Origin of the sequence: Dysgonomonas sp., assembly GCF_035323175.1 — a bacterium.
Classification (GTDB): Bacteria; Bacteroidota; Bacteroidia; order Bacteroidales; family Dysgonomonadaceae; genus Dysgonomonas.
In genome coordinates, this window is the sequence record NZ_DAOKYH010000009.1 from 27,431 (window position 1) to 40,561 (window position 13,131).

Here is a 13,131-nt window from a genome sequence, read left to right on the forward strand (position 1 = left end):
AATCAGAAGTCTAACTTCAACTGCTTGTCTGTTAAATTGAATGTTAGCCTGTGATAAGGTGTGACACCATGTTTGTCTATTGCCTCACGATGCTTTTTTGTCGGATATCCTTTGTTGTGATCCCAATCATATAGCGGATACTCTCTGTGTAAATTAAGCATGTAGTCGTCCCTATATGTTTTAGCTAATACCGATGCCGCAGCAATAGGCAATAGCTTGCCATCTCCTTTTACAACACACGTGTGTGGAATATCTTCGTATTTGCGGAAGCGATTACCGTCAATTAATAAATGTTGTGGACGTGTCTTTAGGTTTGCTACAGCTCGTTGCATAGCAAGAAACGAAGCATTCAGTATGTTGATCTCATCTATTTCCTTTTGATCCACAATGCCTATAGCCCAAGCCAGAGCCTGCTCTTCGATAAGTGGACGTAATGCATACCTTTCTTTTTCGGTCAGTTGTTTTGAGTCATTCAGCTTTTCACAGATAAAGCCTTTGGGTAATATAACAGCCGCTGCAAATACAGCTCCCGCCAGACAGCCTCTTCCGGCTTCGTCACATCCTGCTTCTACTAGGTCGGGATATAATGATAGTTCCAACATTTCTAAAACTTAATATATAGGTTATTATCTTCTGGTGGGAAATCCAACTCTATTTCATTCATATTGATTGGGATATCCGTTGCTTCAGATAGTTTTTCAAGATACTCTTTTAAGGATTTGTCAACCTTTTCGTCTCCATAAGCATGTTTGATAAATATTTGTCCTATTATATCGGCAAAGAGACCGGATATTTCTTCCGAAAGATTATATCCTAGTTTGTTGATCTTACTTTTAGCAAGGGCAGTAGATAGTTTAAGCATTCGCTGTTTATCCTCTTCCGCCAGATTGGAGTTGCCGGGGATTGATATCACATTTTCAGTTCTTATTTTCATACCGTTAGCATCTAGTTCCACAAAACGATAAGAGAATGGATAGGCTGATAAAGTGCCGGTTTCTATATCATATATCACATTGCCTTTGTCGGAGGTAAAGGCTGTGATGTCATTCGAATGAAAGTGCCCTGTGAAGATAGCTTTTACACCATTGTCTGCAAACAGGTTTGCTAATCTTTGATAATCGTCTACAAGGTAGTCTTTAAAGAATGAAGACTGATACATGATATGCTCTGCAAAGCCCCAGTGCATCATGCCTATTACTTGTTTATTCTTTTGTTTAGCTTCTCTTAAAATCTCAAGTATCCATCTTTCTGTATCGGGAGAGATTTTTCCGGCTGTTATGCTGCCTGTTGTATACTCTTTATATCTGGCTGCGTCTATGGCGAGAAGCCATGTTTGATCATCGAGAGAAGCGACATAACTTAATGAATTATCATCTCTTTTCAGCGCATTGCTATAGCCACAATCTTTGTAGATCGACGCAAAGTCATCGGGAGAAATGTTTGCTACAGGTAACTTTTTGTCTCCCTTATATTCCGAAGCATTTGGCATATTAATATCATGGTTGCCGGGGATAACATATACTTTTATTCCTTTATCTTGTAGCGGTTTTAGCTTTTTCAGGAAGTCAAGATGGCTTAATTTTTCTCCGTCTTTGGTGATATCGCCGCAAATAAGCAGTACTTCTATATCACTGTTAAGATACTCATTTAGCACTTGATCCAGAACTTGTGGTACATCCTTGATATTCTTGCCACTGGAAGCTATATAATCATTTAAGGCTTGCCCTTCTTCCATCAATTGTTCCGACAGATAGTGGGTATCTGTAATTACTCCGATTCTTAACGGCTCCTTGGCAATAGAACAGGATGAAATAAAAAGAAGCACATAAAATAATAGATATTTCACTGTAATTTCGTTTGATATAGACAAAAGTAAAGTATTTATTCTAGTTATTATTCCTATTTTTGTAGATGCATAATTAAATAATGTTACAATGTACAAGAACAAAGCCCTTCTTTTTTCTATACTAACAATTACTATAATTTTATTATCATCTTGCGGTTCTCAGAAACAACGTGTGAAATTCTCCGATATATCCCATCCCAAAAGGGAGTTTAGGGGCGCATGGTTGAGCACTGCTTGGCAATCGAGATATAAGACTATGAATTCATCTCAGATGAAGGCATACTTTACAAATATATTAGACCAAATGCAGGCGGATGGCATCAACGCTGTTATATTTCAGGCTCGTCCTTATGCCGATGCTTTTTACAAATCAGATCTTGAACCGTGGAGTGCTTTCCTTACAGGGATACAAGGGAAAGCGCCCGATGGAGGCTTCGATCCTTTGGCCTTTCTTGTAGAAGAGTGTCATAAGCGAAATATGGAATTACATGCCTGGTTGAATCCTTACCGGGTATCGTCGGGAACTAGCGATGTGTTTTCCAAAAATCATATTTATCATAAATATCCTGAACGTTTTGTGAAATATGACAATAAGATATATTTTGATCCGGGTATTCCTGCCAACCGACAATTTATTTGTGATGTCGTTAAAGATATAGTCATGCGCTATGAGGTAGATGCTATTCACATGGACGATTATTTCTACCCTTATCCTGTCGCAGGGCAATCTTTCCCTGATGATAACAGCTTCAATACATACGGTAGGCAGCAAGGCTTCTCTCAGAATCAGCGAGCAGACTGGCGTCGCAACAATGTGAATCTGTTGATACAAGACGTGAAGCATACCATACAGACTACAAAGCCATGGGTGAGATTTGGTATCAGCCCTTTTGGAATATATAGGAATAAGAGAAGTACACCTGATGGCTCGGGAAGTAATACGAGTGGATTACAAAACTATGACGACTTGTATGCTGACGTTAAGCTATGGGTGAAAAATGGGTGGATAGATTATAATATGCCTCAAATATATTGGGAGATAGGACATACTGCTGCAGATTATAAAACATTGATAGAATGGTGGGCGAATAATAATTTCGGACAACCTCTATATATTGGTCAGGATATAAAGAGAACAATGGATGCTACAACTCAGCCTTCGGGAGACAATCAGTTGGCAGAGAAAATGCTTTTGTCTCGCAGTTTTACCACAGTGCATGGAAATTGTTTCTGGCCTGCTTATGAACTATTGGACAACTATAAGGGAATAGCTAGCCGTTTGCAATCTAATTATCACAAATATCCCGCTCTTATCCCTGCATATACGCATATGTACAAGAAGCAGCCCAAAAAGGTGAGTAACTTGAAAGAGTCGTTTACTGCAACTACTCATACATTGCAATGGGATGCAAAGTCAGATAAATACGATCCGGAGACAGCTCAATATTTTGTTGTCTATCGTTTTGCAAAAGGAGAAAAGGAAAACCTGGAGAATGCTCAGAATATTGTTTCTATCACAAGGCAGAAAAGTATAGTACTCCCCTATGAAGGAGGAGCTAAAGAATATAAATATGTTGTAACGGCTGTAGATGCTTTCCATAATGAGTCGAAAGGAAAATCTAAGAAGTTGAAATTATAAAGGATGATAAAAAGAGAGTTTAAAATGATCGCCAAAACAATGGCGGGACTAGAAGATGTGTTGGCCGAAGAATTAATAGGCTTAGGTGCAAACAATCTTGAGATAGGCAAGCGTATGGTTTCCTTCGAAGGCGACCTTGCTTTAATGTATAAGGCTAACATACAGTGCCGGACTGCTCTCCGTATACTTCGTCCTGTCTATGAATTTAAAGCAAAGACGACTGATGATATATACAAGAAGGTAAAAGCCATGAACTGGTTTGAACATCTTACAGAGGATAGTACTTTTGCTATAGATGCCATAACCTTTTCGGACTACTTTACACACTCCAAATTTGTTGCATATCGCGTAAAGGATGCTATTGCCGACTACTTTATGCAGAGGACGGAGAAACGTCCTTCGGTAAATGTAGAAAACCCCGACTTGTTAATTAACTTTCATATAGCTCATGATAAGTGTACCCTTTCGTTCGATAGTTCGGGAGAGTCTTTACACAAAAGAGGTTACCGTGTTGCTCAAACAGAAGCTCCTTTGAACGAGGTGCTGGCTGCGGGTATGATACTTAAAACAGGCTGGCGCGGAGGGTCTGACTTTATAGATCCGATGTGTGGTTCGGGTACTTTGCTGATAGAGGCTGCGATGATAGCCATGAATGTGCCACCGGGAATCTATCGTCAGAATTTTGCTTTTGAGAAGTGGAAAAACTTTAATGCAGACTTGTTTGAAACGATATATAACGATGACTCAGGAGAGCGGGAGTTTAAGTATAAAATATATGGTTCGGATATCTCATCCGAGGCTATTGCTATTGCTGCGAAGAATGTAAAGAATGCCGGATTAGATAAAAGTATTGATCTGAAAGTGATGCCTTTTGAGAGCTATACAGAGGCTCCATCCGAGAATGCTATTTTGGTTACGAATCCTCCTTATGGAGAAAGGATAAAGCCCGAAGATTTGTTCGGCTTGTATGAAAATATAGGTGAACGGTTGAAGCATGTCTTTATGGGCTATTCGGCATGGATACTCAGCTATAAGAAAGAGTGTTTTGACAAAATAGGATTGAAGCCTTCTAAGAAAATCCAACTGGTAAATGGCTCTTTACAATGTGAGTTCCGTAAATATGATATATTTGCAGGAAAGAAGTATCCGAAGAAAGAAGATTAACTTAATATAGAAATATTATGAAAGCATTACTCGGTCTATTTGGTTTGATACTTGCGTTTAGTTTTCAATCTTGTTATTCTGGTCGTCCGTTAGTAGAAGCCCCTTCTCAGAATAATAAGACGTATGAGGTGTCATATCTGTTCGAACATGATGGATGTAAAGTCTATCGTTTCTATGACAGAGGAAATTGTGTCTATTTTACAAACTGTAAAGGTAATATTACGGCTATAAATACCGACTCAACAAAGAATACGGTTCAAACTGTTATTGATGCAGATTTGACTTTAAAGTAATTTACAGGCTATCTATCTTTAAACTTGATATGGGTATGCTGATATTATCTTCAATACCCATCATTGCGTTTATTAAGTACAGTTTTCTATAGTCTTCAATATCCTCGATCCGAATTACCTTTTCTTTAATAACTCTTTCTTTTAGAAGGGTTTGTCTTTTTGTTCCCGGTAGCAGGTATGTAGAAGGCGTAAATAAACCTTCATCACTTTCGAATACTACATTCGTGAATGACGTATCGGTCACAAATCCATTTTTGACAATAAGTATATCATCACAATTTTCTTTCTGTGCCATCAATTTCTCAAAGGCTGTTCTATCCGCATACTTGAAAGAGTAATCGATCGAGTTATCATGAATGATTTTCAAACTGTTTATTTCTCTGAATATATAATGAGAATATTCTATCTCCAGATTCTCAAGAGAGTATACAATACGGCATTTTACCAATCCTTCACGGAATTCTAAAGGAATATGCTCATCATTCAAACTAAATGGAATAGTAGAACCGAAAAAAGATTGTAGCGTAAAGTTCATTCTTTCTATATGTGCAGGAAGATTGAAAATTTTACCATTACAAATTTTTATTACTTCAGAGAATGATGGCTTCATACTATTGGTAGATAAATTTTTTCTAAAACTTCTTTATATTCCTCCTCACAATCGCTATAGGCTGTGATACCTCCTCCACTGCGAAAATGATATTGGTTGTCGTCATTTTCTATATAACGTATTATAACAGCCGAATCCAATTCGTTTCCATCATAATATCCGCATACTCCTGTATAATAGCCTCGAGGTTCTTTTTCTGCATCTTGTATAATTCTTCTTGTCGCCTCTTTCGGTGCACCCGAAATAGACCCGGCAGGAAGCATGCCAAAGATAATATCTCCATAATTAAGATAATTCTCTTCGCGTAGCGTGCCTGTTATCTCTGAGCTGACCTGTAATATATCGTTTTTATTTGTTCTGATACGATCGATATATCTGAATCTGTTTACCCTTACATTATCAGCTATGATGCTGAGATCGTTACGCAGAAGGTCTACTATTGTATTATGTTCAGCTGTTTCTTTATGGTCATTCAGTATTATCTGTTCGGCATCGGGGATGTTTGCATCTATAGTTCCTTTCATGGGATTGGTTGAGATTGTCTTCCCCGCTATTTTAACGAAACGTTCGGGCGAAAAACATACAAACTTATTTGGATATAAAACTTTGTAACAAGCATTACTTTGAAAGAAAATATCTTCAAGATTAAGATTAAAAGAAACAGGTGTTTTTATTGTCAGGTTGGTCAAATAAGAATATCCTTCTTTTAATCCTTTATGTACAATATCAAATTTCTTTTTGTACTCGGAATAGGGGATAGGGATGTAATTGAATGAAGATACTTTTTTTATAACCTCTTGTTCAGGAGCATTCCCTTTTCCGCAGAACTGAAATAAAACATCAGTTTGTTGCAAAGGATTATCGATAAATAAACCTTCTGTTTGTTCAAAGTTAATAGCAAAGAAGAATGGCTTCCCTTCTCTGCCATATATATTCATTTTATGTCTTATCTCATTTATAACTGTCGTTGTCATAGAACAGGTTTTGATGAAAAAGTAACAAAAGTAACACTTTTTACCCTGTTTTTATCTGTCACTTTCTCTGTATCCAGATTATAAACCCTTTCTATATAGATAAAGTTTTGAGGTTTTTGTGATTTTAAAAACCGAATACCCCCGTGTCATTACTATCCTCTTTCTTCGGACATTTTAAGTAAACGTACTGATCTTCTATTTTGAGTATATTTTCTTTTGGGACTCTTTCTATTAGCTTCGCCATATTTTTATTATCAGTTGGATAAATGAGTACAGTATTGCTTTTCGAGGCGAGCCATATATCGGAGAAAGATATGCCTTCTATCCATTTCAGAAGTGATGGTTGGGCATTTGATATAGACAGATTTCCTTTTAAGTATTTTATAGACGATGAATAAGGAATCTCTTTAGTCATTTCTAACGGTAAAGCTATTCTTTTCATATTCAGCGTATCTACGTGCAGATACAAGAGTTCATCGGCATTCCTTTTAGCTTTGTTCGAGCCCGACTGAAAAACGATTGAAACATATTTATTCCCAATTGCTGCTTGATATTGGTATGCGGATAGGCAATTGAAAAAACGGAGGGTGTCAGCTCTCATACATTTGAATGTATGTAAGGAATATATACCAAAAGCATTTTCGGGAGACGACATTTCATAAATATCTATTGTATATTTCTCATCCTTGTATTTTATATCTCTCGTTGTTAGTTTTTCGAATCCATATTCGAGGTATAAGTCGGAACCCCCATTCATAAAACCATAGAGACCTGTCCCTACAAAAGTACGTTCCTTTTCAATCGTGATATCCCACAACGACTGCCCTACTGCAAAAAGTGGGAGTAATGATAAAAGCGTTAAGAAAAAGTATTTCATCTAGGCTAGATTTACTTCTGTTAGGTCTATTTTATTTCTGTTTGCCACCCCGAGCTTTAGTTCTTCTGCCAGATGCATGAATTTGAGAGCAGCCGGTTTATCTTCCGATTGGATGCCTTCTTCTATCCTTTTTGCTATCACAATGTCATGTCCTATACGGTCAACGGCGACAGGATCGGTTCCCACCAGAATAGTGTTGTAATTGCATATAAATTGAGGATTCGCTGCAGGTCCTCCTTCGAAACAACCTATCAACCCATCCACAATATTCAAAACAACTTTGTCTCGCAGTGGCGGGAAGGCACATACATAGGCAGAAGTTTCGTGCCACAAATCCTTGTGGAGCCTTGCGGTATTTGAAATAGAACCGAACGCAAGATTTTTCAGACAAAGTGTAACTGATGATCCTGCATTTTTCAATACAGGCAGATTGATGATTTTTGTTACCTTTTGGGTGCAGATCTTCGTAAAATAAGAATATTTTCCTCCATTTACCATGAAAGGCATTGTATAAGCGTCATACTCACCTTCTACATCAGCGTAGAAATAATGATCTTTATCGATACGCTCTTCGCTGTATAGTTTACCTTCGCTATTATAGTAGCTGCCCGAAGCATCTTCACACTCAGTACCGGTGATGGTTATGCCGGGATAATTTTCTTCTGTATAGCCTGTTTCATGCAGTTGCATTTCGCGCCTGTCCCATATTACCATATTGCTACGGGATATGCCTGCATCTTCCAGTTGTTTTATTACGGCTTGTGTAACGGCATGCGAAGTCGTCAATAGTTTTCCGGCTACAGGATTAACCTTTAGTCCTATTACGTCATCTTTGCCGACAAACTGTAGCCAAGCCTTGTTGAGATCGCTTTCTCCTGTAAGTTTCAGCATCGATTCTTTAAGCATCTCAAAAACGGTTTCTTCCGAAGGCTTTCCTTCAGCAACGGCTAAACTATGATTGACTCTGACTACTTTACCCGGATATTTCCCCGGCATAGAAGATTCGGTTCTGGGAATAGATAGGGCATCCTTTATATTTGTCTCAGGCTTTATATCTGTTGAGGTGAGGGTTGGGGCAGCTTTAAGGATAGGAGAAACTGTTGCACCCAGACCACCCATAACTAATGACTTAAAGAATTTACGTCTTTCCATAGTGCGAAGGTTAAATTAACTGATTATCAAAAGTAAATAAATAATTTAATATCCAATAATAGTCTAAAAACAAAAACAAGAAAGGTGAATTTCCTTTCTTGTTTCTGTTTTATTTTAGTCGTTATCTTTATCCTTCTCCTTTTTTTTCTTTCCCGAGAAGATCGATTTTAGTTTCTTTATTACAAACCGCCATATTATTGGCTGCACAATTTCCCATATTACGGGGTAATAAGCGGTTAATCCGCTAAGCAGACCGCTTGAAGTTGAAGTTTCGTCTTGTCGTTTTTTACTTTTGGATGGTCCTCCAAAACCGAATACGCTCATTACAGAGTTTATAGTACTTTGAAAAATCAATGAACCTGCATTGTCTGAAAGATACGCCCAATGTTCGGATAGACGTTCTTCACCTTCCTTGCATTCAAGCCTTACTAATTCTTTTTCTTGACGCAGTTCTTCTAATGGTGTCAATCTACTCTTCATCATTTGTATCTATTTTACGCATAAATCTTATAGTATTCTGTAATATCGATTGTTGTATCTTTTTTCGAAAAAGAACTACAAGCAATAAAACAAATAATGAAAACAGAGTCATGATTCCAAAGCCTACAGCCAAGCTGTTGAATAATTCTCCAAGAAAAAAAGCCATACCAATAAGCCCGAAGAATAAAATAACAGCCACAATAGCTATTATTATTAAGCCATATCCCAGACCGGAGGCAGATAAACCTATCTTCTCAAAACTATCCAGTTTAAACAAACGGATACGTCTGTTGATATAGCTTAATAAATCTAATTTAATTTCTTCAATTAAGATTCCTAAGCTTTTTTCTTCTTCGGAGTTATTCAACATCGTCTCTTAATTCTTCCAGTTTATGTTTGCCTCTGCCGGCTGCGTTTCTTACATTTCCTTTTACTTTGTCTACCAGGCTGTTTATATCTTTCAGCCATTCTTCCTTTTTGTCAGAAGCAGCAACATAGCCAACAGCTGCACCTAGCGCAGCACCTATAGCCAAGAACAATAAGTTCGAACCTGTTTTATTCATAATTATTTATTTTATAAATTAATTCTACATTAATATAATAACGTGTGAGAGTATCAATAAATTTCATCAACTCAACACTTTATTATAAATTGGATTGATCACTAAATAATACGGGCTAAACCGCTAATAATCTTCTTGCTTTCCCTAAAAGGACAGCTAATATAGCTATTTTTTGAAATATCGAAAATATTTTTCAGTAAAAATAACTATTAGCTCCATTCTTATATCGCTTCGCCGAATAGTGTAGCCGAAGTATTTCCTGTTACTTTTACGGTAACAAAGTCTCCTATACGATGGTTTCCTTTGTCAAAAATAACAACTTTGTTTTGGGATGTTCGTCCAAAAAGTTGTTCTCTCGAACGTTTAGAGAATCCTTCAACAAGTACTTCAAATACTTTGCCTACATCTCGCTTGTTGCTTTCAAGAGAGCATTCGTTTTGCAAATCTATAATTTCCTGTAAACGTTTTATTTTAACATCTTCAGGTATATCGTCTTCTAATTTTTTTGAAGCGTATGTTCCCGGACGTTCCGAATACTTGAACATAAACGCTGAGTCGAAACATACCTCACGCATCAGTGATAGAGTCTCTTGCTGATCTTCTTCCGTTTCGGAGTGAAAACCGCACATGATATCAGTAGATATGCCGCATCCCGGTATGATGCGTTTAATCGCTTCGATACGGTTCAGATACCACTCTCTATCATATTTTCTCTTCATCACGTTTAGCATCTTGCTACTTCCCGATTGCACAGGTAGATGGATAAACTTACACAGGTTATCATATTTTGCTATCACTTCTAGTGTTTCATCCGTCATATCTGTCGGATAAGAAGTCGTAAATCGGATACGCATTTTGGGTGCAGCTTTCGCTGTCATTTCCAATAGTGCGGGGAAATCTACAATGCTACCGTCTTCGTTTGTAAAGCGGTATGAGTTGACATTCTGTCCCAATAATGTGGCTTCCTTAAATCCTTTGTCTCGCAGATTTTCCAATTCGTTAAGGATACTCTGTGGCGAACGGCTTCGTTCACGACCTCTTGTATAAGGCACTATACAATACGAACATACCTTATCGCATCCTCGCATGATGGATATAAAGCCCGAAATGTGGTTTCCTCCAATACGTAGAGGGATCACATCTTTATACGTTTCGGTTTTGGATAGTTGAACATTGATTGCTTTGTTGCCATTTTCGGCAGCTCCTACCAGATTAGGCAGGTCGAGGTAGGCATCGGGGCCTACTACAACATCTACATGATGCTTGTCGTGTAGCTCTTCTTTTACTCGTTCGGCCATACAACCCAGAACACCAATAATCATATTTGGCTTCTTCTTTCTCTTAAGGGCGTTGAAGTAGTCGAGACGTTGAATAACTCTTTGCTCGGCGTTGTCACGTATCGAGCATGTATTTACAAAAACAGCATCAGCTTCTTCCAGCTTATCTGTCATGATATAACCATCCATTTGCATTACGGATGCAACAACCTCGCTGTCTGCTACATTCATTTGACAGCCGTAGGTTTCGATGAACAGTTTTTTGTCTTCGGTTGAAATCGTGGATTTAAAGTCCAGTCCTTTCTCGTTGTTCATAGAAATATATTTTAGTATGTAATTAAGCTTCGATGATTTAGTCTCAAAACATCTTTGGCTGGCAAAAATACGAAGAAAAATGGAATTGTTTATTTGTTTTGTGCTTTTTAAGGGAATGTCTAAAGAATGGTCGTTAAATATTTGAATGTTTTTTAATCAATCCGCGATTATCTTTATCTTTGTCCGTTGACCTAAAAACTCTTTTATCTAAAATATATTTTATGAAAAGGAACCTATTTTTATTCCAATTATTACTTCTCGCATTTGTAATGAATGCTCAACCTAAGAAAGATTTTAAAACAGTGCGTATCACCTATCAGACAAGTATGAATGGTAAAGCCTACGAAGGATCAAATACCATCGTAGAGATATGCGGAACTGATGTGCAAATAAGTCGTAAATATGCCGAAGTGCAAGAGGGTACTCCGGTACAATACACCTATCTTGATTATGCAACAAATGAAGAAACGAAAACCGCAAAGTTGGCAAATGGAAATGAGTTTTATACAACCCGATCATTTACATTAAATGATAAACTGGAATTTTTGCCCGAAACAGAAACTATTGCCGGCTACCTCTGCAAAAAAGCAAAGACTGTTATTAATTCTAATACGATAGAAATATGGTATACAACTCAATTAGGAGTCAAAGGATCTATGCAACCCGGTGTTGGTTTTCCGGATGGTGTTGTGCTAAAGGTAGTAAGAAACGGACAATATGAAGAAAAAGCAACAAAGATTGATTTGCTAAAAGAAATAGTGAATGTAAAACCTGTACTTAAAGGGGATAAACTAACAGCTCCTGCCTATAATTACCGTATACAGCAAAGCCAGGTTATTGTAGCCGATGTGTTTAACAATCAGAGTATATACTTTAGGGATATTCCTAAGCCGGAGCAGTTGAACGATACAGAAATAATGCAATTTGCCAATGGTTCTATTGTTCTGAAAAAAGTGAAACTTCCTGCGGATAATAGTAGCTATTCTATTTTTGCTGAGCTAGCCCAACACTCTGAAGGGGACGCTTATGACCGTACAGGAAGCGTCTTTATCGTGCCTGCCGATAAGAAGCAATCATTTATGGATGGATTGCTAAAAGGAAGAGAGGCATTACCTCAGTATACTGATAAACATGGAAAATCGTATGAGGGAATGGTTGCTACAGAAGATTATTTGCCGCCTCTCGAGTTGATGCGTTTTTATACTTCATTCGGAGTAAAAGGATATAACCATATTGAGGTAGCTGAATATAATTGGCCAGACTCTGTGGTGTTTAAACAAGAAATTACAGACTATGCCAAGTATCTGAAAAATGAAGTATGGGTAGGTGCATGGATAGGAAATTATGCGAAAAACGGACACAATGTTTCTTTAAAGATTAAGTATTATCCCAATGATAAGCGGGCAGAGAAAGAAGTATATCCTCTGTTTACAACTACAAATATTATGGAGATGGCAGGACAGGCTTATCCTGACGGATTGTTCCGCAACGATTCTCTGACTGTGAACTTCAAAACAGATGTAGACCTCAAAGATGCTTATATCCGCTATATATCTACAGGCCATGGCGGCTGGGGTGGAGGAGACGAATTTAATCCGAAGCTTAACGAGATATTTATGGATGGCTCTCGCTTGATCGCTTATACCCCTTGGCGCGAAGATTGCGGTAGCTATAGAGAGTTAAATCCGGCTTCGGGTAATTTCGCAAATGGCTTATCGTCATCCGACCTGAGTCGTTCGGGTTGGTGTCCGGGTACAGTGAGTTACCCTGTGTTTATACACATTGGGGATGTGAAGGCAGGTGAACACCAACTGAAGGTGGCTATACCTGTGGGAGACCCTGAAGGTAGCGCTCTTAGCTATTGGTGTATCTCTGGAGTATTAGTGGGCGATAAGAAATAAGACTATAATATTTTCGGAGCTCTGTGACTTTTATGTTTTT

At 37.9% G+C, this 13,131-nt stretch carries 13 protein-coding genes and 1 pseudogene; 4 read left to right on the forward strand and 10 right to left on the reverse strand.

Translation table 11 applies throughout. The features are described 5' to 3' along the window. Window positions 1-2 precede the first annotated feature (2 nt). Both rnhB and PKC55_RS11480 read right to left on the reverse strand, forming a co-directional pair. Window positions 3-602: a ribonuclease HII gene (rnhB, locus tag PKC55_RS11475; protein ID WP_283686922.1), complete on the reverse strand. Its 600-nt coding sequence runs from the start codon at window positions 600-602 to the stop codon at window positions 3-5. A gap of 2 nt (window positions 603-604) precedes the next feature. Next, window positions 605-1,846, reverse strand: a complete 1,242-nt coding sequence (locus PKC55_RS11480) for a metallophosphoesterase family protein (RefSeq protein ID WP_324373099.1) — start codon at window positions 1,844-1,846, stop codon at window positions 605-607. A gap of 88 nt (window positions 1,847-1,934) precedes the next feature. On the opposite strand from PKC55_RS11480, the gene PKC55_RS11485 reads away from it, so the two are divergent. From PKC55_RS11485 to PKC55_RS11495, 3 genes and pseudogenes are all read left to right on the forward strand, one after another. Next, entirely contained in the window at window positions 1,935-3,485 is a 1,551-nt protein-coding gene (locus tag PKC55_RS11485) for a glycoside hydrolase family 10-like protein (protein WP_291126081.1), read from the forward strand. A gap of 24 nt (window positions 3,486-3,509) precedes the next feature. Beyond that, window positions 3,510-4,622: pseudogene (locus tag PKC55_RS11490) on the forward strand (THUMP domain-containing protein); the annotation flags it as partial. Between the two features lie 44 nt (window positions 4,623-4,666). Continuing rightward, window positions 4,667-4,942: a DUF4884 domain-containing protein gene (locus PKC55_RS11495; protein ID WP_283686918.1), complete on the forward strand. Its 276-nt coding sequence runs from the start codon at window positions 4,667-4,669 to the stop codon at window positions 4,940-4,942. A 1-nt stretch (window position 4,943) separates the two neighbouring features. Here PKC55_RS11495 and PKC55_RS11500 read toward each other — a convergent pair whose 3' ends face one another. The 8 genes from PKC55_RS11500 to miaB form a co-directional block, all read right to left on the reverse strand. Further along, complete coding sequence (locus PKC55_RS11500; RefSeq protein WP_291126079.1) at window positions 4,944-5,552, reverse strand: aminotransferase class IV; 609 nt, start codon at window positions 5,550-5,552, stop codon at window positions 4,944-4,946. Next, on the reverse strand, window positions 5,549-6,526 hold the full coding sequence (locus tag PKC55_RS11505) for an aminodeoxychorismate synthase component I (RefSeq protein ID WP_291126077.1): 978 nt from the start codon (window positions 6,524-6,526) through the stop codon (window positions 5,549-5,551). The genes PKC55_RS11500 and PKC55_RS11505 overlap by 4 nt, the downstream gene beginning before the upstream one ends. Window positions 6,527-6,650: 124 nt before the next feature. After that, window positions 6,651-7,403, reverse strand: a complete 753-nt coding sequence (locus PKC55_RS11510) for a DUF6599 family protein (RefSeq protein ID WP_291126075.1) — start codon at window positions 7,401-7,403, stop codon at window positions 6,651-6,653. Further along, complete coding sequence (locus PKC55_RS11515) at window positions 7,404-8,555, reverse strand: DUF362 domain-containing protein (RefSeq protein ID WP_291126073.1); 1,152 nt, start codon at window positions 8,553-8,555, stop codon at window positions 7,404-7,406. 114 nt (window positions 8,556-8,669) lie between these two features. Next, window positions 8,670-9,038, reverse strand: a complete 369-nt coding sequence (locus PKC55_RS11520) for a hypothetical protein (RefSeq protein WP_324373103.1) — start codon at window positions 9,036-9,038, stop codon at window positions 8,670-8,672. Further along, on the reverse strand, window positions 9,025-9,405 hold the full coding sequence (locus PKC55_RS11525) for a phage holin family protein (RefSeq protein ID WP_135103434.1): 381 nt from the start codon (window positions 9,403-9,405) through the stop codon (window positions 9,025-9,027). The genes PKC55_RS11520 and PKC55_RS11525 overlap by 14 nt, the downstream gene beginning before the upstream one ends. Next, complete coding sequence (locus tag PKC55_RS11530) at window positions 9,395-9,598, reverse strand: hypothetical protein (RefSeq protein WP_006844524.1); 204 nt, start codon at window positions 9,596-9,598, stop codon at window positions 9,395-9,397. Before PKC55_RS11530 ends, PKC55_RS11525 begins: the two co-directional genes overlap by 11 nt. Window positions 9,599-9,819: 221 nt before the next feature. Further along, on the reverse strand, window positions 9,820-11,190 hold the full coding sequence (gene miaB, locus PKC55_RS11535) for a tRNA (N6-isopentenyl adenosine(37)-C2)-methylthiotransferase MiaB (RefSeq protein WP_135103435.1): 1,371 nt from the start codon (window positions 11,188-11,190) through the stop codon (window positions 9,820-9,822). 221 nt (window positions 11,191-11,411) lie between these two features. On the opposite strand from miaB, the gene PKC55_RS11540 reads away from it, so the two are divergent. Then, a complete protein-coding gene (locus PKC55_RS11540) occupies window positions 11,412-13,091 on the forward strand; it encodes a PNGase F N-terminal domain-containing protein (protein ID WP_291126071.1) in 1,680 nt (559 codons plus the stop codon). Window positions 13,092-13,131 lie beyond the last annotated feature (40 nt).